Here is a 22,438-nt window from a genome sequence, read left to right as displayed (position 1 = left end):
GGTGCCCCTTTTTTCATGCGCTCAATCCTGAGCCAGCTCGTCCCCGAGCGCCTTGCCACGCGCGGCTGCGGCCTGCATCGCTGTGACGATCGCGCCTTTCACGCCCGCCGCTTCCATGCTCTCGATCGCCGCATGCGTCGTGCCGCCCTTTGACGTCACGCGCGCGCGCAGCACCTCGACCGGTTCCGGCGACTGCGCCGCCAGTTGCGCTGCGCCCGTGAACGTAGCCAGCGCCAGTTCCCTGCCCTGCTCTGCATTCAGGCCCATCGCGCGCGCGGCTTCCTGCATCGCTTCGAGGAAGTAAAACACGTAGGCCGGCCCGCTGCCCGACACCGCCGTCACCGCATCGATCTGCGCTTCGTCGTCCAGCCACACGGTCTTGCCGACCGCGCGCATGACAGCGTCGGCCTGCTCGCGCTGCGCGGCGCTCACGGCCGGCTGCGCCGCCAGGCCCGTCACGCCCATGCCGATCAGCGCTGGCGTATTCGGCATCGTGCGCACGATGGCGTCGTAGCCACCGAGCCAGCGCGTCAGGTCGCTGCTGCGGATACCCGCCGCGATCGACAGCACCAGTTGGCGCGTCAGGTACGGCGCCAGTGCTGTGGCCACTTCGCGCATCTGCTGCGGCTTCACGGCCAGCACCACGACTTCAGCATGCTGGACACCCTCGTCGATGGCGGTCGCGGTGCGCACGCCATACTCGCGCGCCAGGCGCTCCAGTGCTTCGGGATTGCGGTCCACCACGTGAATGTGCGCGCCGGAACCCGCGACCTTCACGAGCCCGGAAATCAGGGCTGCGGCCATATTGCCGCCGCCGATAAAGACGATGTTCATGGTGATCCTGTCAGGTGTAATCGCGTTTGCCAAAGATGGCGCTGCCCACGCGCACGATCGTCGCGCCTTCGGCAATCGCCGGCGCCAGGTCGCCCGACATGCCCATCGACAGCGTGTCCAGTTCCAGGCCTTCAGCGCGCAGCGCGTCGAACAGGGCGCGCACGCGGGCAAAGGCGGCGCGCTGTTCTGCGACATCGGTGGTGGGTTCGGGGATCGCCATCAGCCCGCGCAAGCGCAGGTTCGGCAGTTGCGCGACCTCGCGCGCGAGCGCCGGTAATTCTTCAGGCGATGCGCCGCTCTTGCTGGCCTCACCGCTGATATTCACTTGCAGGCAGATATTCAGCGGGCCCAGTTCGGGCGGCCGCTGCTCCGACAGGCGCTGCGCGATCTTGAGCCGCTCGACCGTGTGCACCCAGGCGAAGCTGGCGGCGATGGGCCGCGTCTTGTTGCTCTGGATCGGGCCGATGAAATGCCACTCGACGGCCGCATCTGGTTGCGCCTGCGCGACGCTTGCGATCTTGTCGAGCGCTTCCTGCAAATAGTTTTCGCCGAACGCCAGCTGGCCGGCGGCCATTGCATCGAGGACCGCCTGCGCAGGGAAGGTCTTCGATACGGCCAGCAACTGGACGTCGCTTCTGGTGCGTTCCGATGCCTTTACAGCATCGGTGATTGTCGCTTCGACAGCTTGCAAGTTCCCGGCGATTATGGACATAATGATTTTCTATAGGAAATATTTTTGAGGCCGTTTGCGGCACTGGGATTATAAATGGACATATCGGAATTACTCGCTTTCTCGGTCAAGAACAAGGCCTCGGACCTGCACCTGTCGGCCGGCCTGCCGCCGATGATCCGCGTCCATGGCGACGTGCGCCGGATTAACCTGCCGCCGCTGGAGCACAAGGACGTGCACGGCATGATCTATGACATCATGAACGACGGCCAGCGCAAGCAGTACGAAGAAGTGCTCGAGTGCGACTTCTCGTTCGCGATTCCGGGCCTGGCGCGTTTCCGTGTCAATGCGTTCAACCAGGAACGGGGCGCCGCCGCCGTGCTGCGCACGATTCCGTCCAAGATCCTGTCGCTCGAAGACCTGAACGCGCCGAAGATCTTCGGCGAACTGGCGTTGAAGCCGCGTGGCCTGGTGCTGGTCACGGGGCCGACCGGTTCGGGCAAGTCGACCACGCTGGCGGCGATGGTGAATCACCTCAACGAGCAGGAATATGGCCACATCCTGACGATCGAAGACCCGATCGAATTCGTCCACGACTCCAAGAAATGCCTGATTAACCAGCGTGAAGTCGGCCCGCACACGCTCTCGTTCAGCAACGCGCTGCGCTCGGCGCTGCGCGAAGATCCGGACGCGATCCTGGTCGGCGAATTGCGCGATCTGGAAACGATCCGCCTGGCGCTGTCGGCCGCCGAGACGGGCCACCTCGTGTTCGGCACGCTGCACACGTCGTCGGCCGCCAAGACCATCGACCGTATCGTCGACGTGTTCCCGGCCGAAGAAAAAGAGATGGTGCGCGCGATGCTGTCCGAATCGCTGCAGGCCGTGATTTCGCAAACGCTGCTCAAGACCAAAGACGGCTCCGGCCGCGTGGCGGCGCACGAAATCATGATCGGCACGCCGGCCATCCGTAACCTGATCCGCGAAGCGAAGATCGCCCAGATGTATTCGGCGATCCAGACCGGCAGCAATGTCGGCATGCAGACGCTCGACCAGAACCTGACCGACCTCGTACGCCGCAACATGATCTCGTCGGTTGCCGCGCGCGGCGCCGCCAAGATCCCCGAAAACTTCCTCGGCTAAGGGCCATCCATGGAACGCGACCAGGCTACCAAATTCATGTTCGACCTGCTGCGCCTGATGGTGACCAAGGGCGGCTCGGACCTGTTCATCACGGCGGGCTTTCCGCCGGCGATCAAGATCGACGGGCGCATGACGCCCGTCTCGAGCCAGCCGCTCACCAGCGGCCACACGGGCGACCTGGCGCGCGCCATCATGAACGACAAGCAGGCGGCCGGCTTCGAGCTCACGCGCGAAGCCAATTTTGCGATCACGCCGGGCGACCTGGGGCGCTTTCGCGTCTCGGCCTTCATGCAGATGGGTTGCGTGGGCATGGTGCTGCGCGTGATCACCACGGCGATCCCGAAGTTCGAGGACCTGAGCCTGCCCGACACGCTCAAGGACGTCGTGATGACCAAGCGCGGGCTGGTGATCATGGTCGGCGCGACGGGTTCGGGCAAGTCGACGACGCTGGCGGCGATGGTCGGCTACCGCAACGAGAACAGCTACGGCCACATCATCACGGTCGAAGACCCCGTCGAATTCGTCCACCCGCACCGGAACTGCGTGATCACCCAGCGCGAAGTGGGCGTGGACACCGACAGCTTTGAAGCAGCCCTGAAAAACTCGCTGCGCCAGGCGCCGGACGTGATCCAGATCGGCGAGATCCGCGACCGCGAGACGATGGAGCACGCCATCGCGTTCGCCGAAACAGGCCACCTGTGCCTGGCCACGCTGCACGCCAACAGCGCCAACCAGGCGCTGGATCGCATCATCAACTTCTTCCCCGAAGAGCGCCGCCAGCAACTCTTGATGGACCTCTCGCTGAACCTGAAAGGCCTGGTGTCGCAGCGCCTGATTCCGAAGAAGGAATCGAAGGGTCGCGTGGTGGCGATCGAGATCCTGCTGAATTCACCGTTGATTTCCGACCTGATCTTCAAGGGCGAAGTTCATGAGATCAAGGAAATCATGAAGAAGTCGCGCGAGCTGGGCATGCAGACGTTCGACCAGGCGCTGTTCGACCTGTACGAGGCCGACAAGATCACCTACGAAGACGCGCTGCGCAACGCGGACTCGGTCAATGACCTGCGATTGAACATCAAGCTCAATAGCAAGCATGCGAAGAACCGCGATTTTTCGAGCGGGACGGAGGCGTTGGGGTTGGTGTGATAGGTTCGTGCAATGGGTTGGTGACGTAGGGTGGGCCGGGACGCGCAGTCGGCTATGCCGCCCACGCGGTGATGGTGAGCGCCAAATTCATCCGGTACGAAATCGGCACCGATACCGATCACCGCGTGGACGGCGCAGCCGTCCACCCTACCCGGTACCGTCAATCGGCCGCATCGATTCACCCGCGGCGATTAAAACCGCGACTCCAGCGTCACCCGCGCCACTGCCTGCCCATCCGCAAACGTCGTCCTGCGCTGCACACCGTTGTCGTCCACGTAGCGCGACTCGGACACCGTATCCTGCGCCAGCAGATTGGTTGCCGCCAGCCGCAGCTGGTAGGTCGGATTGAGCTTCCACAGCGCATACACATCCAGCTCGCGCCGCACGCTCTGGTAGCGTGACTGCTCCACGTTCACGCGCACGTTGCCGCCATTCTTGAAGGCGAAGCTCGCGCCCGTCGTGAGCTTGCCGCCCGGCGTCTTGTAGTCCACGCCCAGCGTGCCCGACACCGGCACCTGCTGGTCGAGCCGGTTGTCCGGCCCCGGCACCGCATCGACGCGCGACCAGTTGCGCGCCAGGCTCGCGCGCAGGTCGATCTCCGGTACGTCCTGCAGCACGGCCGACAGCGGAAACTTTGCCTCGAGCTCCAGGCTGCGCGTGAGCGCGTCGCCATCGTTGACCGGCGTCTGGATCCAGCGGCCATCTTCGACCAGCAGGCCCTGGCGCGTGTAGTCGCTGATGCGCCGTACCGACAGGCTAGCGCTCAGCAGCGCCTTCTCGGCCCAGTAATGTTCGTAGGACACGTCGATGCCGGTCGCCAGTTCAGGCTTCAGGTCAGGATTGCCACGGTAGTCAGGGTCGGTCTGGCTGTTGTTCGGGGTCGTGAAGCGTCGTGGAATCAGGTTGCTGGCCGCCGGCGCCTTGAACGTGCGCGTCAATGCCAGGCGTACCTGGTCGCGGCTGTCTGGCAACTTGTAGAGCGTCTGCGCGAGCGGGCTCCAGACGCTGGAGCGGTTGGTGCTGGTGTCGAACGTATTGCCGCTACTGCGCGTCTCCAGCCCTTCCCAGCGCAGGCCCGCGTACATCGACCATTGCTTGGTGACGTTCCACTCGTCCTGCACGAACAGCGCCAGGCGCTTGAGGGTGGCGTCGTAATCTTCATCGCGGCGCAGCGTGCCGCCCGCGAGCGGGAACAGTTCCACCTCGCCGCGCGCATCGTCGCGCAAGGTATGCCCGGCGTCCCAGCCCATGGACAGCGCGTGGTCCTTCTTCCATGGCCGCGAATACTTGCCCACGGCGGTGATGCCAACTTCGTCAGTGGCACTGAGCACGGTTGAATCGCGCGCCAGACGGTCAACCTCGCCCAGCGTACGGAAATCGTTCTCATGCCAGTTACCGCGGCTGCGCGACCCGTTCACGCCCAGTTTCAGCTCGAACTTGGCGCCTTCTTCCAGGTTATGCATCCAGGTCAGGTCCGAACGCAGCGTCGTGTTGGTGCCTTTGCTGCGCACCTCGCGCTCGTCGTACAGAGGGCGCAGGCCAAGAATGGTCTCGGTCGAAGTGCTGCCCTGGTAGTTGTTGCGCTGGTGCGCAACGAGCGATTGCCAGCTGACCGTATCGCCATTCTCCAGGCTCCAGTTCAGCCGTGGCGTGAGGTTGATGCCTTGCGGGCTGCCACGATCGGTCTGCTCGCTGCGCCGCAAAAAGGCAGGACGCCCGGCCGCATCGACCTGCGATTCTTCGAATGGCGACCGGCGATCGAACTCGTAGCGCCAGGCGCTCGCGGCGAGCGAATACGACATCTTGCCGACGCGGTCCGACATGGTGAGGCTGGCGGAAGGATTGCTCACCTCCCCGCTTTTGCCGTAGCCCACGCGCAGTTCGCGCTGCGCCTTTTTCACCGCGCGCTTGAGGACGATGTTGACGGTGCCGGCGATCGACTGGGTCGAGAACTCGGCGCTGGCGGCGCGCAGGATTTCGATGCGCTCGATCGACTCGGGCGAAAGCTGGTCGATGTCGAAGCCGGCCGGCGCGCGCTCGCCGTTGAGCAGGATCTGCGTGTAGCCGCTGCCCAGGCCACGCATGCGGATCTCGCCACCGCCACGCCCGGCGCCGCCACTGACGGTGATGCCCGGCAGGCGCTTGAACACATCGAGCACCGAGGTGTCGCCATAGCGCCGGATTTCCTCGGTCGAGACGACGATCTTGCTGGCGGTATCGTCGCGGCGCGGATCGTAGCCATTGGCGTCGGCCTTGACTTCGACCTTCTGGACAGTGTCCGTGGAGAGTGCCGGTGCCGCGGTGTTCTGGGCGTAAGCAGGCAAGGCAGACAGGGAAAGCGCGACGAGCGTGGGGCGAAGCATCTGGGGGACAGTCATGGCAGATTCAAAGGTGCCGTATTCTGTCATGCCCCTGCTGCTCCGAACAGCTCGTCGTCAAATTACCCGACCCGCATACGGGTCAAACGCTCACCCGCCCGGTCCCATGCCGCTGCCCGGTGGCCCGAACCCTGGTCCACCGCCAGGCCCGCCCCGCGCGCCATCCGGTCGGCGCCCGCCCGCACCGCCAAAACTGCCAAAGCGGTACGACAGCCCGACATACACGAGGCGTCCTTCCTGGCGGCGGATGCTGTATTCGCGCAGGCGGTCGGTCTCGGTGATCGATTCGGTCTTTTGCGAGTCGAAGACGTCGTTGACGTTCACGACGAGGCTCAGGGCCTGGCTCAGGTTGCGGCGGTAGCTCAGGTCAGCGCTGCGCGTGGGCTGGCGGTAGCCTTCGCCGAACAGCGTCTTGCCCTGCGCATTGAGCACCAGTTGCAGGCTGTTGGTCGGATTGATCTGGTAGCTCACGCGCGCGCGGCCACTGAGCGACGTGGCGCTGCGCTTGTCGTCCTGGCTGTTGCCGAGCACCGACTGCTCGGAATAACCGAGGTTGCCGCTGGCGTTGACCGTCAAGCTGGGCGTGACGCGGCCGCTGAACGTGAATTCGAGGCCGCCCGAGTTGCTGCTGCCAGCGTTCTCGCGCGTGGTAAGCAGCACCGTGTCGGAGATGAAGGTGCGCCGCTCCTGGATCAGGTCGGAGTCGCGCCGCGCATACAGGCGCACATTGGTCTCAACCTTGCCCAGTTTGGTTTCCAGCCCCAGTTCGATCGAGTCGGTCTTGGTGGGCATCAGGTCGGGATTGCCCGACGAGACGTTGGTTTCGTCGCGGTAGACGACGAAGGGATTGAGGTCGCCCGCGCCCGGCCGGCGGATGCGGTGCGCGTAACTCAGGCGCAGCGCCGTGTCGTCCGACAGGTCGTAGGTGAGAAATGCGCTCGGGATCGCGTCAAAGTAATGGTTGTTGGCCTTGACGTTGGTGGTGACCTGGTTCAGATCGAGGTCGGTGTATTCGGTGCGCAGCCCGCCCAGCAAGCCCCATTTTTCGGCCAGGCGCAGCTGATAGGTACCGTACAACGCCACCGTCGTTTCATCGAGCTCGAAGCGGTTGGTGCGCTGGTTGCTGAGGCTTTCGGCCAGCGTCGCCTCATCGACATTGAAAAAGCGCGTGTCGAATACATTGCTGTTCTGCGCGACCTTGTAGCCGGCCTTGAACACGCCCTTCTCGCCCGGCAGTTCATAGTCGCCCGTGAAGTCGATCACGCGCGTTTCGGTCAGGTTGTTCTGGTGCGTGCGTGGCGCAGTCGAATTGGCGGGGCGCACCGTGTAATCGCTGGCAAAGCGCGTGTCGGCCTCGCCCTTGTTGCCCGACAGGCGCAGGTCGACCTTGAGGATTTCGCCGGGCCGCGCGCCCTTGTGATCCAGGCCGCCACTGAGGCTGTAGCTGCGGTTGTCGTTGTCACGCACGCTTGAACGCAGGTAGTCGCCGTCGATGCTGCCGTCGGCGTTGACGCCGCGATAGCGCTCCTGCGACTGCCCGTCGCTGCCATTGGCCGAGAAGCTGGCCTTGGCCGACAGCACATCCTTGTCGCCCAGGTTGTAGGTCAGCGAGCTGTTCATGCCCACGGCCTCGGTATCGGTCTCGCTGTTCGAGCGTTGCGTGCTGCTGGCCACGGCGCCAGTGAGCGGATCGATCCGGTCGCGGTTCGTTTCGCCGTCGCTGCCACGCGTGTCGCGCCGGACGTACACGCCACCCTGCACGCTCATGCGCCCGGTCGTGTAGCTGCCGAAGCTCGACGCATTGGCGCGCCCTTCCGGGCCGACGTTCGCGTTGACGGCGCCGAAGCCGCCCGGCGTGCGCTCGCGCCGCATCACCAGGTTGATGATCGGGCCGCCGCCGCCTTCGTTGCCGAACTGCGCGCCGGGGTTGTTGATCACTTCGACCGAATCGAGATCGGCCGCCGGGATCGCGCCCAGCGCCGCAGCGCGGTTCTCGCCCTGCATCATCGCCGACGGCTTGCCATCGACGAGGATCTGCACATTGCTGCGCCCGCGCAGCGTCACGTTGCCGTCCGCGTCCACCGCCACCGACGGCACCTTGTTGAGCGTGTCGGCCACCGTGTCGTTGGTCGACGCGGCGTCGCTCTTGACGTCATATGCCTGGCGATCGATCCGGTTGGATGAACGCGCGGCCGTCACGGCGACGGTGGAAGCGACGGGGACGTCGGCCGCCTGCAGCGCCGGGGCGGTGGGCGTGACGGCGCCGGTAACGGGATCGGCCGGCCGTACGGCGGTTTCCTGGGCCAATGCGCAGACAGGCGCAAGCAGTGCGAACAACAGAGCGGAAGAACGATGACGTGACATGAATACCTGGGTGACGGGACGTTTGGACGAGCGTGATTGTCGCATGCGTCATGCCCGAAATTTGTTAAGAAATGCTAAGACCGGCGAAATGTCACAGCATTGATCGGCGAACCGACGCCGCCGGAGCCAGCGCTCTGCCGTGCTTCTGCCAGCAGTAGCGTAAACTGCATTGTTTACAACAAGGAGACCTCAAATGAATGCCTACGATTTCAACGCCATTGCCCTCGACGGCCAGCCGGTCGACCTGCAGCGCTACCGCGGCAAGGCGCTCCTGATCGTCAATACGGCCAGCGCCTGCGGCTTCACGCCGCAATACCAGGGCCTCGAAGCGCTGCAGCGCCGCTATGCGGACCAGGGTCTCGTGGTGCTGGGCTTCCCATGCAACCAGTTCGGACACCAGGAACCGGGCGACGAAGCAGCGATCGGCGCCTTCTGCGAAAAGAACTACGGCGTGACGTTCCCGCTGTTCGCCAAGGTCGACGTCAATGGCGACGACGCGCATCCGCTGTTTCGCTTCCTGAAGGGTGAGGCGCCCGGCGTGCTGGGCACCGAGGCGGTCAAGTGGAACTTCACCAAGTTCCTCGTCAACCGCGAAGGCGCGGTCGTCACGCGCTATGCGCCGACCACCAAGCCGGAAGACCTGGGCGGCGATATCGAGAAGGTGCTGAGAGGCTAAGGAAGATTGCTGCGGCGGTTCATGGAAAATGCCGTCTCAACATCGTGATCGTGGCGGCATCCTTGTCGGACATCGTTTCACTACGTCGCCGCCATACTGTGACGCCGTCGTCGTTCGACAGACACGTCAGCGTCGTCGCTAACGAATCGAGGTTGCAGCGGAATGTGCTGCGGCCAGCGGCATCGATACCATTCAGCACATGCGGAACGATGCGCACATGCCGGGTACTGGCATCGAGCGTCAAGCGCACCGGCATGCCTAACGATATGGTTGATAACCTCGAGCGACTCTTGTCCATGCCCTGCATGCGCGCCATGAGTGGCGAAGCGCCGGAGATCATGCCGAAGCCATCAGTTGCGAGAAGCATATCGGTTTGCCGGATGTCGCCCTCGCCGACCGCTTCGGACGTTTGCCAATTCCCCTCGAGCGACGAAGGCAGCGCATCGGCCGCGCTGGCGGCAAGCTGCCAGCATGCGGCGAGTACCAGCAATCCTGCGTGCTTACGGCGCAAGGGCAATCACCTCGTCACCCGGCTGCGGCTCGCAGCTTGCGCCAAGCGGCGTCCAGCCGCGCCGCACGACAATCCGGCGTTCGTCGTGGCAGATTTCCACGCGCTGCGTCTCGGGCGCGCGGCGCTGCACGAAGGCTTCGATCGACGCTGGCACGCTGACCTGCAGCGACAGCGCGTGCAGGTCTTCCACCGGATGGTCATCCACGTGCACGAGCGGCACGAACTGCCCGGCAAACATCGTGAAGTGCGATGGCACCTTGACCGGACCGGGGACGTAATCGTTCGCGCGCAGCCAGGCCTGCGCTGCTTTCCGCGGGTTGCCCTCACCTGGCGCGCCGCCCCAGGCGCTGGCCATCAGCTCGGCCACCCACTGGTTGCAGTTCTGGTACCTGGTGCCGTAGGCATAGGCGTTCGCACTGTATTGACCGGCCAGCAGGGCCAGCGCCAGCGCCTTGTCGCGGGCGGCGCGTTCGAGCGACGCACTGTCGTCATCCGGCAGGAACAACAAGGCGATATGGCCCTTGCCCGGTGCGTCGGCGCCGAGCGCGAAGCCGGCGATGCCCTGGTCGAAGATGTACGGGCGCGCCTCGTCGCACTCGTAGTACAGCTGGCGCACGGCCCACGGGCTGTCCGGCGTGTCGCGCAGCGCGACGCCGGCGTGTGAATACACCAGATTGAAGCGGCTCAGGTCAGTGCCGGCACGCGCGATCAGTGCGACCTTGCCGTTCGAGCGCGCCAGCTCCTGCTTGACGACGCCGGCAAAGCGCAGCACGCGGTCCTGCTCGGTCGCGTTGAGGTCGCGCGAGCGGTCGCAGAAGGTGGGAAAGCCGGCCCAGGCACTGCCACTCGCACACAACAGCAGCGCCAGCGCCAGCGCCGCCTGGCGCACGAGCATCAGATCGTGACTTTGCGCGAGCCCAGTTCGCGGTACCACTCGTCCTGCAGCGCCAGGAAGAATGGCCGCTGGGTGTCGGCGTAGGCGAATTCGTAGCCGTAGGCGCGCTCATTGACCTGGACCACGTCGCCCGCGATCACGGTGCGCGTCGCGAGGGCGCGGTTAGGTACGTCGAGCTCGAACGAACGGGCCTGGCCGGCGGCAGTTGCGCGCAGCGTCAGGCGGGTGGTGTCGGGCTTGTTCGGGGCGTGCGCGATGTTGATCACGCGGTACTGGCCGGCGGCGACCTTGTCATTGTCGCTCGAGCTGTTGCTGGAACCGCTGACCGAATCGGAAATACTGGCCGACGACGCCGAGCCGGCGCTGGAAGCGGACGACGCGAAGCTGTCAGCCTGCGCGGGCGCATTGCAGGCCGCAGCGAACAGGGTCAGGCACAGCGTGCGGGAGAGGATAGGCAAGGTCATGGCACTCTTTCATTTGGCGAGCAGAACGCTCCTATGGTACAAGCCCTTGCGCCGAATGACCATAGGGCAATTTTATCGCGTCTGAATGCGGGCCGCGCCGTGGGTAATGCAGGCGCGGGTGACGTTGTCCAGGAAGCGGATCGCCACATCCATCGACAAACCCGGTGGCAGCAGGTTGCCAAGCCCGGGGTCGTCGTTCAGGCGATCGACGCCATACGCCAGCCGGCGCGAGACGTCGCGCGCCAGCTGGCCATCGCTGTTGTAGAGCGCGTCGTAGACGCCGGCCGCCTCCCATACCGGCACGAGGCCGGGGGTGCTGCTGTCTTCGAAGACGATGGCGCGCGGACTGTCTTCGTCCTCGCGCACGAGTTGAAAGGTAAAGCTCAAGATCGTTCCTGCTGGTGTTCGTTGCTGGGGTCGGGGCGATGCTACCACGGGTGCGCTTGACGCGCCTCGCCTCACGCCGATCCACGCAAAGACACGATATTTACCGCGCTATCCAGTCCGGCGCACCCTTCGATACCTCATGTTCCCTTTCGCGCCTGGGCAAGCGACTTCGCCAGGTGAGCAGCGTTTGCTGGCGTGCCCAATAAGTACATCGTTTCCATCAGGCTGCTGTAATAGTCGAACGACATGACAACCGCGTTTGGGGCATTGCGACGCGCAATCACCATCACGTCGGCATCCTGGACAGCGTGGTCGATAACAGACTCAAGAGTCACATGCGGGTCAGGCAAATTGAAGATTCTCATATGCATTCACGCTTGCATTGGTAGAAAAAAATGCAGATCACGACAGCATCTGCTCCAGCAACTCGATCCAGTGCGTCACGGGCATGCCGGTCCCTCCCTGCAAATGCGCAATGCACCCGATATTGGCCGACACGATCTGCTCTGCCCCGGTCGCGGCCAGGCTGGCCAGCTTGCGCTCGCGCAGCGCGAGCGAGATGGCCGGCTGCAGCACCGAATAGGTGCCGGCCGAGCCGCAGCACAGGTGGTTGTCGGTGCACAGCACCACCTCCACACCGGCCGCCTGCAACACGCCTTCGACCTTGCCACGGATTTGCTGGCCATGCTGCAGCGTGCACGGCGGGTGGTACGCCACGGGCGGGCCGCCCTTCCCTTTTGCCAGCGCGGCGATCCGGTCCTGGAATAGCGCCAGGACTTCCGACAGGTCGCGTGTGATCGCGCTGATTCGTTCGGCCCGGGCGGCATACGCGGGATCGTGCGCCAGCAGGTGGCCGTATTCCTTGACGGTGACGCCGCAGCCCGACGCGGTCATGACGATCGCCTCGACCGCGCCGTTTTCAACGCTTGGCCACCAGGCGTCGATATTGCGGCGCATGTCGTCCAGCCCGCCGTCCTGGTCGTTCATGTGATAGCGCAGCGCGCCGCAGCAGCCGGCCTTGGGCGCCACGGTCAGCTGCACGCCCAGTGCATCGAGCACGCGCGCCGCGGCAGCATTGATGTTGGGCGCCATGCCGGGCTGCACGCAGCCATCGAGCACCAGCATCTTGCGCGGGTGGACGCGTGTCGGCCAGCGGCCGGCGGCGCGCACGGGCGGCAACTTGGCCTGCAGCACTTGCGGCAACAGGGGCCGCAGCAGGCGCCCTGCCCTGAATGCCGGCGTGGCCAGGCCCGCATGCGGCAGGCAGGTCTTGAGCGTCGTGCGCGTGAGCCGCTCGCCCAGGGGCCGCGCCACGCGCTCGTCGACCAGCTTGCGGCCGATGTCGAGCAGGCGCCCGTACTTCACGCCCGACGGGCACGTGGTTTCGCAGTTCAGGCACGTCAGGCAACGGTCCAGGTGCAGCTGGGTCTTGCGGGTCGGCTCGGCGCCTTCGAGCACGTTCTTGATCAGGTAGATGCGCCCGCGCGGGCCATCGAGTTCGTCGCCCAGCAACTGGTACGTTGGGCAGGTGGCGGTGCAAAAGCCGCAGTGCACGCAGGATCGCAGGATCGCTTCAGCCTCGGTGCCCTCGCGCGTGCCCTTGATGAAATCGGCCAGAGTGGTTTGCATGTTTTATGTGCTTTCCTGGTACATGCGGCCCGGGTTGAAGACATGCGCGGGATCGAATGCGTCTTTCATGCGCGCGTGGATGCGCGCCAGCGCGGGCGCGAGCGGCTGGAATACGCCGGCGGACTTGTCGCCGCCCCGGAACAGCGTCGCATGGCCGCCGCAGGCCTGCGCGGTGCGCCGGATCGCCTGCGCGGTACCTGCGTCACCATCGGCGCGCAACCAGCGCTGGGCGCCGCCCCATTCGATCATTTGCGCGCCGCCCAGCACCAGCGCGCCCGTGGTGGACGGCACCGACAGACGCCACAGCGCACCGTCGCCGTCGAAGAACGCCGTGCGTTGTTCGCGCACGGCGCGCCAGAATGCATCGGGCTCCGGCATGACCTCGCCACCCAGACTTCGCACGGCGGCATCGACCGCTGCCTCGGCGCCCGACAGGCGCAGCGCCAGCTCGCCGTCGACCCAGGCACTGGCCGAGATGGGCAAAGGCTGGCCGCCCCACGTGTTCAGGGATCGCAGCGCGTCGATCTCGTTCAATGCAAACCGCAGCGTCGTTTCGGCAAAAGGCCGTGGCAGTACCTTGACCGAGACCTCCAGCAGCACGCCCAGCGTGCCGAGCGAGCCGGCCAGCATGCGCGAGACGTCGTAGCCGGCCACGTTCTTCATGACGCGCCCGCCGAACGCCAGCACGTCGCCGCGGCCATCGAGCAGCGTCGCGCCCAGCACGAAGTCGCGCGCGGCGCCGCTCGTCGCGCGGCGCGGGCCGCACAAGCCGCCCGCAATCACGCCGCCCAGTGTGGCGTGCGGACCGAAATGCGGCGGCTCGAACGCCAGCATCTGGTTGCGTTCGGCCAAGGCGGCCTCGATCTCGGCCAGCGGCGTGCCGCAGCGCGCCGTGATCACCAGTTCGGTCGGCTCGTAGTCGACGATGCCGGCATGGGCGCGCGTGTCGAGGATGACGCCGGCCGGCGCGCCGCCATACCAGTCCTTGGTGCCGCCGCCACGGATGCACAGCGCCTGCCCGCTGGCGGCGGCCGCCCTGACCTGCTGCTGGAAGTGTTCAACGGTGTTCATCAGAAGCGCGGCAGGTCGGGAAACGGCACCTGCCCGTGGTGCACGTGCAGCTTGCCGAATTCGGCGCAGCGGTGCGGCGTGGGGATGGCCTTGTCGGGATTGAGCAGCGCGCACGGATCGAACGCGTGCTTGACGGCGAAGAAGGCGTCGAGCTCCCTGCGCCCGAACTGCACACACATCGACCCGATCTTTTCCATGCCCACGCCATGCTCGCCCGTGATGGTGCCGCCCACCTCGACGCACAGCGCCAGGATCGCCGCGCCAAACGCTTCGGCGCGATCGAATTCTCCCGGCACGCTGGCGTCGAACAGGATCAGCGGATGCATATTGCCGTCGCCGGCGTGAAACACGTTCGAGCAGCGCAGGCCATACGTGACTTCCATCGCCGCGATACCGGCCAGCACGCGCGCGAGCTGTTTGCGCGGGATGGTGCCATCCATGCAGTAGTAATCGGGCGAGATGCGCCCCGCCGCCGGGAACGCATTCTTGCGGCCCGACCAGAAGCGCCCGCGCTCCGCCTCGCTCTGCGAGACAGTAATCGCGGTGGCGCCGGCGCGCGCCAGCACTGCGCTCATGCGGCTGATTTCTTCGGCCACTTCGAGCGCGGTGCCATCGGCTTCGCACAGCAGGATCGCGGCGGCGTCCAGGTCGTAGCCGGCCTTGACGAACGGTTCGACCATGCGCACGGAGGTGCGGTCCATCATTTCGAGGCCGGCCGGGATGATGCCGGCTGCGATGACGTCGGCCACCGCATTGCCGGCCGTGACCACGTCGGCAAACGAGGCCATGATGACCTGCGCCAGCGCTGGCTTGGGCACCAGTTTCACGGTCACCTCGACGACGATGCCCAGCATGCCCTCCGAGCCGATGAACACGGCCAGCAGATCCAGGCCCGGCGCATCGAGCGCGCCCCCGCCCAGTTCGACGATGTCGCCTTCGATCGTGGCCACGCGCACGCGCAGCACGTTGTGGATCGTCAGGCCGTATTTGAGGCAATGCACGCCGCCCGCGTTTTCGGCCACGTTGCCGCCGATGGTGCAGGCGATCTGCGACGACGGATCGGGCGCGTAATACAGGCCGTGGCTGGCGGCCGCTTCGGAAATGGCCAGGTTGCGCACGCCCGGCTGCACGACGGCGGTACGGGCCAGATGGTCGACCCGCTTGATGGCGTTCATGCGCGCGGTTGAGAGCACGACGCCATCGTGGATCGGCAGCGCGCCACCCGACAGGCCGGTGCCCGCGCCGCGCGGGACCACCGGCACGTTCAGTGCGCGGCACACGGCCAGGATCGCCAGCACCTGCTCTTCGTCGGTCGGCAGCGTCACGATCATCGGCAACTGGCGGTAGGCGGCCAGACCATCGCACTCGTAGGGCCGCGTGTCTTCGGGTGCAAACAGGACGCACGCTGCGGGCACGCGCACCAGGAGCGCGGCGACGACCTGCGCACGTCGGTCAGGCAAGGCTGGATTGGGCGAAGACATGGATCGATTGTAAGCAAATCGACAGGTTTTGTCGTATCCTCGTGCCATCGTATTTTCACCCTACTGCATAAGAGAACATCATGGGCAACCGCCTCTCAAAAATAGCAACCCGCACCGGCGACGATGGCAGCACGGGCCTCGGCGACGGCAGCCGCACCGGCAAGGACAGCGCGCGCATCCACGCGCTGGGCGAAGTCGACGAACTCAATTCCTTTGTCGGCCTGCTGCTGTGCGAAGACATGCCGCCGGATCTGCGCGACGAGCTCGTGGGCATCCAGCACGATCTGTTCGACCTGGGCGGCGAGCTGTGCATCCCGGGCTACCAGATGATCAAGGAAGAACACGTGCTGCGCCTGGACACCATGCTCGAGAAATACAACGCCGACCTGCCGGTGCTGAAGGAATTCATCCTGCCGGCCGGTTCGCGCGCGGCGTCCACGGCGCACCTGTGCCGCACGGTGTGCCGGCGCGCCGAACGCGCGATCGTCGCGCTGTCGAAGGCAGAAGAGATCCACGCGCACCCGCGCCAGTACGTCAATCGCCTGTCCGACCTGATGTTCGTGCTGTCGCGCGTACTGAACCGCTTCGCGGGTGGGGATGACGTGCTGTGGAACCACGAGCGCAAGGCCAGATAAGTCATGGACGACTTCATCGGCGTCTACGACGACGCGCTCACCGCGCAGCAGTGCGATGCGCTCATCAAGCGCTTCGACGCCAGCGACAAGGTGGTGCGCGGGCAGACGGGCAACGGCGTCGATGTCGTCAAGAAGGACAGCTACGACATCACGATCAACCAGCATCCCGAGTGGGCCGACGCCACCGGCCTCTTGGTGGACACAATGGCGCGCCACCTGGCTGCCTATGCCGAACGCTACCGGATGCTGCTGATGGGGTCACTCTCGCCCACGCTCGAGCATCCCGTGACGGGCGTGCCAACGGTTCTGTCGATGGCCAACTTCGACGAACTGGGGCGGCCCAACATCGATGAGTTGCTGCGCGTGCTGTACCGGCCCGGCACGATCAATCTGCAAAAATACCTGAGCGGCAGCGGCGGCTATCACCACTGGCATTCCGAGATCTATCCGCAGAACGCAAGCTGCGAATCGCTCCATCGGGTGCTGCTGTGGATGGTCTACCTGAACGATGTGGCCGACGGCGGCGAAACCGAGTTCCTGTACCAGGGCCGCAAGATCGCGCCCAAACAAGGCCGGCTGGTCATCGCACCGGCGGGCTTCACGCACACGCACCGGGGCAATGTGGCGGTCAGTGGCGACAAATACATCGCCACGTCGTGGATCCTGTACCAGCGCGCCGAGACGCTGTTCGCATAAATCACCTTGATCACCGGGAAGGCAAGCATGGACACCAATATCAGTAAAGTTGCCATCGTCACGGGCGCCTCGCGCGGCATCGGCCGGGCCATCGCGCTGCGCCTGGCGCAAGACAATATCGCCGTTGTCGTCAACTACGCCCACCGCGCCAGCGATGCCGATGAAGTCGTGCAGGCCATCGAGGCGGCCGGCGGCAGGGCCATCGCGCTGCAGGGCGATGTGGCCAACGCAAGCGATTGCGCGCGGTTGTTCGACGCGACCGAGGCGGAGTATGGCGGCGTCGACATCGTCATCAACAACGCCGGCGTCATACAGCCCGGCACGACCATGCTGGCCGATACCGACGACACCCTGTACGAGCGCATCTTTGCCATCAACACGCGCGGCACGTTCAACATGCTGCGCCTGGCCGCCACGCGCATGCGGTCCAACGGCCGCATCGTCAATTTTTCCAGCAGCGTGATCGGCCTGGCGCTGCCCGGCTACGCCATCTATGCCGGTTCGAAAGCAGCAGTTGAAACGTTCACCAATATCTTTGCCAAGGAATTGCGCGGCAAGGGGATCTCGGTGACGGCCGTGGCCCCGGGCCCGACGGCGACCGACCTGTTCATGGAAGGCAAGACACCCGAGCTGGTCGAACGCCTGGGCAAGATGGCGCCGCTCGAACGGCTTGGCACCCCGGAGGATATTGCCGGCACGGTGGCATTCCTCGTCGGTCCGCAGGGCGCCTGGGTCAATGGCCAGACGTTGCGGGTCAATGGCGGGATCGTCTGACCCTGCCTGTAGGGTGGACGACTCTGCCGTCCACGCGTCCAAACCAACCTTGCGCCGTAGGGTGGACGGCTATGCCGTCCACGGGTTCAAACCTACGTTGCTCCGTAGTATGCAAAAGCGTGTTGAACGCGTGGACGGGAAACCCGTCCACCCTACGAACATGATGCACACGGCGTGTTCGCGTGCATCGACCACATCAGCCGTTATTCACCACCAGCCGTGGTTCACCAGCCCCCGACAGGCGCGCGCGGATCGATGCCGCGATGCCCTTGGCGTCCAGGCCCACCGACGACAGCAGTGCCACCGGATCGCCCTGGTCGATGAAGGTATCCGGCAAGCCCAGATTGAGCACCGGCTTGGCGATGCCGGCAGCAGCCAGCGCTTCCATCACGGCAGCGCCTGCGCCGCCCATGATGCAGCCCTCTTCCACCGTCACGATCAGGTCGTGCTCCTGCGCCAGGCGCTTGACCAGGTCGACGTCCAGCGGCTTCACGAAGCGCATGTTCGCGACCGTCGCATCGAGTTCGTCGCCGGCCAGGATGCTGTGCGAGACCATCGAGCCGAACGCCAGGATGGCGACCTTCTTGCCGCTGCGGCGCACTTCGCCCTTGCCGATCTCGATCGAGTTCAAAGCCTCGACGATTGGCGTGCCGACACCGGCGCCGCGCGGATAGCGCACGGCCGCCGGGCCAGGATAGTGGTAGGCCGTCGTGAGCATCTGGCGGCATTCGTTTTCGTCCGACGCGGCCATGACGACCATGTTCGGAATGCAGCGCAGATAGGCCAGGTCGTAGTTGCCGGCGTGGGTTGCGCCGTCGGCGCCGACCAGGCCCGCGCGGTCCAGCGCAAACGTCACGTCGAGGTTCTGCAGCGCCACGTCGTGGATCAGCTGGTCGTAGCCGCGCTGCAGGAACGTCGAGTAGATCGCCAGCACGGGCTTGACGCCTTCGGTCGCCATGCCGGCGGCGAAGGTCACCGAATGCTGCTCGGCGATGCCGACGTCGAAGTAGCGCTGCGGGTATTCCTGGTGGAAGCGGACCATGCCCGAGCCTTCGCGCATCGCCGGCGTGATGCCGACCAGGCGCTGATCGGCCGCAGCCATGTCGCACAGCCAGTTGCCGAAGACTTCGGTGTAGGTGATCTTGCCTGGCGCGGTGGCCGGCTTGATACCCTCGAGGTGATTGAACTTGCCGGTGCCGTGGTACAGGATCGGCTCGGCCTCGGCCAGCTTGTAGCCCTGGCCCTTCTTGGTCACCACGTGCAGGAACTGCGGGCCCTTGAGCTTCTTGATGTTTTCCAGCGTCGGGATCAAGGATTCGAGGTCATGGCCGTCGATCGGGCCGATGTAATTGAAGCCGAATTCCTCGAACATCGTGGCCGGGACCACCATGCCCTTCGCATGTTCTTCGAGCTTGCGCGCCAGGTCGAGCACGGGCGCAGGCAGCACGCTCTTGCCCACGTTCTTGGCAGCGGCGTAGAACTGGCCCGACAGCAGGCGCGCCAGGTAGCGATTGAGCGCGCCGACCGGCGGCGAGATCGACATGTCGTTGTCGTTCAGGATGACCAGGAGGTTCACGTCGTCTTCGACGCCCGCGTTGTTCAGCGCCTCGAACGCCATGCCGGCGGTCATGGAGCCGTCGCCGATGACGGCGATGGCGTGGCGGTCTTCACCCTTGATCTTGGCGGCGGCGGCCATGCCGAGCGCCGCCGAGATCGAGGTCGACGAGTGGGCGGTGCCGAACGTGTCGTACTCGCTTTCGTCGCGCTTCGGGAAGCCCGACAGGCCATTCAACTGGCGCAGCGACGGCATGCGGCCACGGCGGCCCGTGAGGATCTTGTGCGAATAGGTCTGGTGGCCGACGTCCCACACGATGCGGTCGCGCGGCGTGTCGTACACGTAGTGCAGCGCGATGGTCAGTTCGACCGTGCCCAGGTTGGACGACAGGTGACCGCCCGTTTTCGAGACCGACTCGAGCAGGAACTGGCGCAGCTCCTTGGCCAGTGGCGTGAGCTGGGTGCGCGGCAGCTTGCGCAGGTCGGACGGGTCGTTGATATTGTCTAGCAGGTTCATTTAGGCCTTCCGCTGCACGATCAGGTCTGCCAGTTCACGCAGCCGCTGTGCTTGTTCTCCGAATGGCGCCAGCGCGTCATGCGCGTCACGCCGCAATTGCTCTGCCAGGTCGCGCGAAGGCGCCAGGCCGAGGATCGACACATAGGTCGGCTTGTTGTCGGCCGCATCCTTGCCGGCGGTCTTGCCCAGCGTGGCCGAGTCGGCGGTCGCATCAAGTACATCATCGACCACCTGGAACGCCAGGCCGATTGCGGCCGAATAGGCGTTCAGGGCCTCGACTTCAAGTGGCGTCAGGTCGCGGCCCGCGAGCGCGCCAAGCAGCACCGACACGCGCAGCATGGCGCCCGTTTTCAACTGGTGCATGCGTTCGAGTTCGTCGCGCGTCAGGGCCAGACCCACGCTGTCGAGGTCAATGGCCTGGCCGCCGCACATGCCGTTCGAACCGGCCGCCTGCGCCAGCAGGCGCACCATCGTCAACAGGCGTGCCGGCGGCACGGTGGCGCATTCGGCCAGCACGGTGAAGGCCTGCGCCTGCAGCGTGTCGCCCACCAGCAGCGCGGTCGCTTCGTCGTAGGCCACGTGCACCGTCGGCTTGCCGCGGCGCAGCGCGTCGTCGTCCATGCACGGCATGTCGTCGTGGACGAGCGAATACACGTGGATCATTTCGACGGCGCTGGCCACCCGCGCGAGCGCGGCCGGGTCGGCATCGAACAGCGCGCCGGCGGCGTACGCCAGCAGCGGGCGCACGCGCTTGCCGCCGCCCAGCGTCGTGTAGCGCATCGCTTCGTGCAGCTTGTGCGGCACCTGGGTGGCCGCTGGCAGGAACGCGTCGAGCGCGCCCTCGACGTCGTGCTGGACCTGGCGGGTCCAGTCGGCGAACGCCGGCGCGCTCATTGCCCGCCCTCGTCGTCGCCCGAGAACGGCTTGAGCATGTCGCCTTCAAGTACCTTGACCTGCGACTCGACTTTCTCGAGCTGCCCTGCGCAGTACTTGACGAGTTCGGAGCCGCGCGCATACGCCGCGACCGAGGCGTCCAGCGGCAAGGCGCCGGACTCCATCTGTGTCACGAGCTGGGCCAGTTCGGCCATCGCCCCCTCGAAGGATTCGGGTGGCGCCGCCCCTGCTGCCGCGCTGCCCGCTGTCATATTCTTTGCCATAAGTCGGTATCGTAAGGGCGTCCAGTTGTGCGCCGTGGGTCAATCCAATCGCGTATTTTAGATCAATCCCACACCACGGGGGGCGCACATTGCACCATTTGCAACATGCAGCCCCGTCCATCGATTGGGCCACGCCCTCCCTCATCATGAAAATCATGCCACGAAGGCAATTTCCCCGCCAGCGCACGCAACAGCCGCGCGCCGGACCAAGACGGTAGAGCTCGTTCCGAAGTATAATCGCCGGTTCTGTCCGAAATACCGTATTCCTTTACTTAAATACTGGTCTTTGGATTCTTTCTCTTCTTTGGATGCTTATTTAAGGGGGGTTGGGATGTCCGATCTGGCTACCCACGCCAAGCTGGCGCGATCCAACGCGCAGCTTCCGGTAACTGTGTATTTTGACGAGGCGCTGCAGAAGCGAGAGATGCAGCAGCTGTTCGTGAATGGCCCGCGTTACGTCGGTCATGAATTGATGGTGCCCGAAACGGGCGACTTCGCCACGCTCGCTGCCGAGCACGAAGGCCGTATGCTGGTGCGTAATGCCAACGGCATCGAGGTGCTGTCCAACGTCTGCCGTCATCGCCAGGCGCTCATGTTCAATGGGCGCGGCAATGCGACGAACATTGTCTGCCCGCTGCACCGCTGGACCTATGACCTGAAGGGTGAACTGATCGGCGCGCCGCATTTTGCCGATACCCCGTGCCTGAATTTGTCGAAGACGCCGCTCCAGAACTGGAACGGGCTGCTGTTCGAGCAGAACGGTTACAACGTGATGGACAAGCTCGGCCAGCTGTCGGTGACGAAAGACCTCGATTTCTCGGGCTATATGCTCGACCACGTCGAAGTCCATCAGTGCGACTACAACTGGAAGACCTTCATCGAGGTCTACCTCGAGGATTACCACGTCGAACCGTTCCACCCGGGCCTGGGCAACTTCGTCTCATGCGACGACCTGAAATGGGAATTCGGCGCCGACTACAGCGTGCAGACCGTGGGCGTGAACCGCGCGCTGCAAAAGGCCGGCTCACCTGCCTACAAACGCTGGCAGGAGCAGATCCTCAAGTTCAACAACGGCGCGCCGCCGAAGTACGGCGCGATCTGGCTCACGCTCTACCCGAACATCATGGTCGAGTGGTATCCGCATGTGCTGGTGGTGTCGACGCTGTGGCCCGATGGTCCGGACAAGACGCGCAACGTGGTCGAGTTCTATTACCCCGAAGAGATCGTGCTGTTCGAGCGCGAATTCGTCGAGGCAGAACGCGCCGCGTACATGGAAACGGCGGTCGAGGACGATGAAATCGGCCTGCGCATGGATGCCGGCCGCAAGATCCTGGTGGCGCGCGGCGTTAACGAAGTCGGTCCGTACCAGTCGCCCATGGAAGACGGCATGCAGCACTTCCATGAGTGGTATCGCAGCAAGATGGCGCTCTAGCCGTGTCGTGACACGGCGCGCTGCGGA

22 protein-coding genes are annotated in these 22,438 nt (G+C 65.0%); 7 read left to right on the top strand and 15 right to left on the bottom strand.

The window, feature by feature from the left end:
• Positions 1-21: 21 nt before the first annotated feature.
• Positions 22-834, bottom strand: a complete 813-nt coding sequence (proC, locus tag AC56LV_RS18885; protein ID WP_499559913.1) for a pyrroline-5-carboxylate reductase — start codon at positions 832-834, stop codon at positions 22-24.
• A gap of 10 nt (positions 835-844) precedes the next feature.
• Positions 845-1,546, bottom strand: coding sequence for a YggS family pyridoxal phosphate-dependent enzyme (locus AC56LV_RS18880; protein ID WP_499559911.1), 702 nt, complete (start codon positions 1,544-1,546; stop codon positions 845-847).
• 54 nt (positions 1,547-1,600) lie between these two features.
• Here AC56LV_RS18880 and AC56LV_RS18875 point away from each other — a divergent pair, with 54 nt between their 5' ends.
• Together AC56LV_RS18875 and AC56LV_RS18870 are read left to right on the top strand one after the other, a co-directional pair.
• Positions 1,601-2,644 (top strand): type IV pilus twitching motility protein PilT, encoded by a 1,044-nt coding sequence (locus tag AC56LV_RS18875; protein ID WP_367610518.1) that lies wholly within the window; start codon positions 1,601-1,603, stop codon positions 2,642-2,644.
• Between the two features lie 9 nt (positions 2,645-2,653).
• The gene (locus AC56LV_RS18870) at positions 2,654-3,790 is read left to right on the top strand and encodes a PilT/PilU family type 4a pilus ATPase (RefSeq protein WP_367610517.1); all 1,137 of its coding nucleotides are present in this window, start codon (positions 2,654-2,656) and stop codon (positions 3,788-3,790) included.
• A 191-nt stretch (positions 3,791-3,981) separates the two neighbouring features.
• Here the strand turns inward: AC56LV_RS18870 and AC56LV_RS18865 are convergent, their stop codons facing one another.
• Together AC56LV_RS18865 and AC56LV_RS18860 are read right to left on the bottom strand one after the other, a co-directional pair.
• Positions 3,982-6,168, bottom strand: coding sequence for a TonB-dependent receptor plug domain-containing protein (locus tag AC56LV_RS18865; protein WP_499559909.1), 2,187 nt, complete (start codon positions 6,166-6,168; stop codon positions 3,982-3,984).
• A gap of 90 nt (positions 6,169-6,258) precedes the next feature.
• Entirely contained in the window at positions 6,259-8,532 is a 2,274-nt protein-coding gene (locus tag AC56LV_RS18860) for a TonB-dependent receptor domain-containing protein (protein ID WP_499559908.1), read from the bottom strand.
• A 193-nt stretch (positions 8,533-8,725) separates the two neighbouring features.
• Here AC56LV_RS18860 and AC56LV_RS18855 point away from each other — a divergent pair, with 193 nt between their 5' ends.
• Positions 8,726-9,208, top strand: coding sequence for a glutathione peroxidase (locus AC56LV_RS18855; RefSeq protein ID WP_499559906.1), 483 nt, complete (start codon positions 8,726-8,728; stop codon positions 9,206-9,208).
• A gap of 19 nt (positions 9,209-9,227) precedes the next feature.
• Here the strand turns inward: AC56LV_RS18855 and AC56LV_RS18850 are convergent, their stop codons facing one another.
• The 8 genes from AC56LV_RS18850 to AC56LV_RS18815 all read right to left on the bottom strand — a co-directional run bounded on the left by AC56LV_RS18850 (position 9,228) and on the right by AC56LV_RS18815 (position 15,646).
• On the bottom strand, positions 9,228-9,719 hold the full coding sequence (locus tag AC56LV_RS18850; RefSeq protein ID WP_499559904.1) for a hypothetical protein: 492 nt from the start codon (positions 9,717-9,719) through the stop codon (positions 9,228-9,230).
• Positions 9,709-10,614: a DUF2145 domain-containing protein gene (locus tag AC56LV_RS18845; protein ID WP_499559902.1), complete on the bottom strand. Its 906-nt coding sequence runs from the start codon at positions 10,612-10,614 to the stop codon at positions 9,709-9,711. Before AC56LV_RS18845 ends, AC56LV_RS18850 begins: the two co-directional genes overlap by 11 nt.
• Positions 10,614-11,078 (bottom strand): hypothetical protein, encoded by a 465-nt coding sequence (locus tag AC56LV_RS18840; RefSeq protein ID WP_183556956.1) that lies wholly within the window; start codon positions 11,076-11,078, stop codon positions 10,614-10,616. The genes AC56LV_RS18845 and AC56LV_RS18840 overlap by 1 nt, the downstream gene beginning before the upstream one ends.
• A 72-nt stretch (positions 11,079-11,150) precedes the next feature.
• Positions 11,151-11,465, bottom strand: coding sequence for a hypothetical protein (locus tag AC56LV_RS18835; RefSeq protein WP_499559900.1), 315 nt, complete (start codon positions 11,463-11,465; stop codon positions 11,151-11,153).
• A 137-nt stretch (positions 11,466-11,602) separates the two neighbouring features.
• Complete coding sequence (locus AC56LV_RS18830) at positions 11,603-11,830, bottom strand: type II toxin-antitoxin system Phd/YefM family antitoxin (protein WP_499560222.1); 228 nt, start codon at positions 11,828-11,830, stop codon at positions 11,603-11,605.
• A 37-nt stretch (positions 11,831-11,867) separates the two neighbouring features.
• Complete coding sequence (gene glcF / locus AC56LV_RS18825) at positions 11,868-13,094, bottom strand: glycolate oxidase subunit GlcF (RefSeq protein WP_499559898.1); 1,227 nt, start codon at positions 13,092-13,094, stop codon at positions 11,868-11,870.
• Between the two features lie 3 nt (positions 13,095-13,097).
• On the bottom strand, positions 13,098-14,165 hold the full coding sequence (gene glcE, locus AC56LV_RS18820) for a glycolate oxidase subunit GlcE (protein WP_499559896.1): 1,068 nt from the start codon (positions 14,163-14,165) through the stop codon (positions 13,098-13,100).
• Positions 14,165-15,646, bottom strand: coding sequence for an FAD-linked oxidase C-terminal domain-containing protein (locus tag AC56LV_RS18815; protein WP_499559894.1), 1,482 nt, complete (start codon positions 15,644-15,646; stop codon positions 14,165-14,167). The genes glcE and AC56LV_RS18815 overlap by 1 nt, the downstream gene beginning before the upstream one ends.
• Before the next feature lie 80 nt (positions 15,647-15,726).
• On the opposite strand from AC56LV_RS18815, the gene AC56LV_RS18810 reads away from it, so the two are divergent.
• Genes AC56LV_RS18810 through AC56LV_RS18800 form a run of 3 tightly spaced genes read left to right on the top strand, consistent with a single transcriptional unit; the run spans position 15,727 to position 17,751 of the window.
• Positions 15,727-16,281 carry a cob(I)yrinic acid a,c-diamide adenosyltransferase gene (locus AC56LV_RS18810; protein ID WP_499559892.1) on the top strand — a complete coding sequence of 185 codons (555 nt, stop codon included), beginning with the start codon at positions 15,727-15,729 and terminating at the stop codon, positions 16,279-16,281.
• A gap of 3 nt (positions 16,282-16,284) precedes the next feature.
• Positions 16,285-16,977 (top strand): 2OG-Fe(II) oxygenase, encoded by a 693-nt coding sequence (locus AC56LV_RS18805; RefSeq protein WP_499559890.1) that lies wholly within the window; start codon positions 16,285-16,287, stop codon positions 16,975-16,977.
• 27 nt (positions 16,978-17,004) lie between these two features.
• A complete protein-coding gene (locus tag AC56LV_RS18800; RefSeq protein WP_499559888.1) occupies positions 17,005-17,751 on the top strand; it encodes an SDR family oxidoreductase in 747 nt (248 codons plus the stop codon).
• A gap of 196 nt (positions 17,752-17,947) precedes the next feature.
• Here the strand turns inward: AC56LV_RS18800 and dxs are convergent, their stop codons facing one another.
• From dxs to AC56LV_RS18785, 3 genes are read right to left on the bottom strand one after another with little or no spacing between them, the layout of a single operon-like run.
• Positions 17,948-19,822, bottom strand: coding sequence for a 1-deoxy-D-xylulose-5-phosphate synthase (gene dxs, locus AC56LV_RS18795; RefSeq protein WP_499559887.1), 1,875 nt, complete (start codon positions 19,820-19,822; stop codon positions 17,948-17,950).
• The gene (locus AC56LV_RS18790; protein WP_499559885.1) at positions 19,823-20,716 is read right to left on the bottom strand and encodes a polyprenyl synthetase family protein; all 894 of its coding nucleotides are present in this window, start codon (positions 20,714-20,716) and stop codon (positions 19,823-19,825) included. It abuts the gene before it with no gap.
• A complete protein-coding gene (locus AC56LV_RS18785) occupies positions 20,713-20,979 on the bottom strand; it encodes an exodeoxyribonuclease VII small subunit (RefSeq protein WP_499559883.1) in 267 nt (88 codons plus the stop codon). The genes AC56LV_RS18790 and AC56LV_RS18785 overlap by 4 nt, the downstream gene beginning before the upstream one ends.
• 331 nt (positions 20,980-21,310) lie before the next feature.
• Between AC56LV_RS18785 and AC56LV_RS18780 the strand changes: the two genes are divergently transcribed.
• Positions 21,311-22,411: an aromatic ring-hydroxylating oxygenase subunit alpha gene (locus AC56LV_RS18780; RefSeq protein ID WP_499559881.1), complete on the top strand. Its 1,101-nt coding sequence runs from the start codon at positions 21,311-21,313 to the stop codon at positions 22,409-22,411.
• Positions 22,412-22,438: the final 27 nt, after the last annotated feature.

The organism is Telluria sp. RB2R28 (genome assembly GCF_059685835.1).
This window is presented reverse-complemented; position numbering and strand designations above follow the sequence as displayed.

Excerpts from the sequence above, each read along its gene's own strand:
- proC (WP_499559913.1), bottom strand. The coding sequence starts at position 834 with ATGAACATCGTCTTTATCGGCGGCGGCAATATGGCCGCAGCCCTGATT.
- AC56LV_RS18880 (WP_499559911.1), bottom strand. The coding sequence starts at position 1,546 with ATGTCCATAATCGCCGGGAACTTGCAAGCTGTCGAAGCGACAATCACC.
- AC56LV_RS18875 (WP_367610518.1), top strand. The coding sequence starts at position 1,601 with ATGGACATATCGGAATTACTCGCTTTCTCGGTCAAGAACAAGGCCTCG.
- AC56LV_RS18870 (WP_367610517.1), top strand. The coding sequence starts at position 2,654 with ATGGAACGCGACCAGGCTACCAAATTCATGTTCGACCTGCTGCGCCTG.
- AC56LV_RS18865 (WP_499559909.1), bottom strand. The coding sequence starts at position 6,168 with ATGACTGTCCCCCAGATGCTTCGCCCCACGCTCGTCGCGCTTTCCCTG.
- AC56LV_RS18860 (WP_499559908.1), bottom strand. The coding sequence starts at position 8,532 with ATGTCACGTCATCGTTCTTCCGCTCTGTTGTTCGCACTGCTTGCGCCT.
- AC56LV_RS18855 (WP_499559906.1), top strand. The coding sequence starts at position 8,726 with ATGAATGCCTACGATTTCAACGCCATTGCCCTCGACGGCCAGCCGGTC.
- AC56LV_RS18845 (WP_499559902.1), bottom strand. The coding sequence starts at position 10,614 with ATGCTCGTGCGCCAGGCGGCGCTGGCGCTGGCGCTGCTGTTGTGTGCG.
- AC56LV_RS18840 (WP_183556956.1), bottom strand. The coding sequence starts at position 11,078 with ATGACCTTGCCTATCCTCTCCCGCACGCTGTGCCTGACCCTGTTCGCT.
- AC56LV_RS18830 (WP_499560222.1), bottom strand. The coding sequence starts at position 11,830 with ATGAGAATCTTCAATTTGCCTGACCCGCATGTGACTCTTGAGTCTGTT.
- glcF (WP_499559898.1), bottom strand. The coding sequence starts at position 13,094 with ATGCAAACCACTCTGGCCGATTTCATCAAGGGCACGCGCGAGGGCACC.
- glcE (WP_499559896.1), bottom strand. The coding sequence starts at position 14,165 with ATGAACACCGTTGAACACTTCCAGCAGCAGGTCAGGGCGGCCGCCGCC.
- AC56LV_RS18815 (WP_499559894.1), bottom strand. The coding sequence starts at position 15,646 with ATGTCTTCGCCCAATCCAGCCTTGCCTGACCGACGTGCGCAGGTCGTC.
- AC56LV_RS18810 (WP_499559892.1), top strand. The coding sequence starts at position 15,727 with ATGGGCAACCGCCTCTCAAAAATAGCAACCCGCACCGGCGACGATGGC.
- AC56LV_RS18805 (WP_499559890.1), top strand. The coding sequence starts at position 16,285 with ATGGACGACTTCATCGGCGTCTACGACGACGCGCTCACCGCGCAGCAG.
- AC56LV_RS18800 (WP_499559888.1), top strand. The coding sequence starts at position 17,005 with ATGGACACCAATATCAGTAAAGTTGCCATCGTCACGGGCGCCTCGCGC.
- dxs (WP_499559887.1), bottom strand. The coding sequence starts at position 19,822 with ATGAACCTGCTAGACAATATCAACGACCCGTCCGACCTGCGCAAGCTG.
- AC56LV_RS18790 (WP_499559885.1), bottom strand. The coding sequence starts at position 20,716 with ATGAGCGCGCCGGCGTTCGCCGACTGGACCCGCCAGGTCCAGCACGAC.
- AC56LV_RS18785 (WP_499559883.1), bottom strand. The coding sequence starts at position 20,979 with ATGGCAAAGAATATGACAGCGGGCAGCGCGGCAGCAGGGGCGGCGCCA.
- AC56LV_RS18780 (WP_499559881.1), top strand. The coding sequence starts at position 21,311 with ATGTCCGATCTGGCTACCCACGCCAAGCTGGCGCGATCCAACGCGCAG.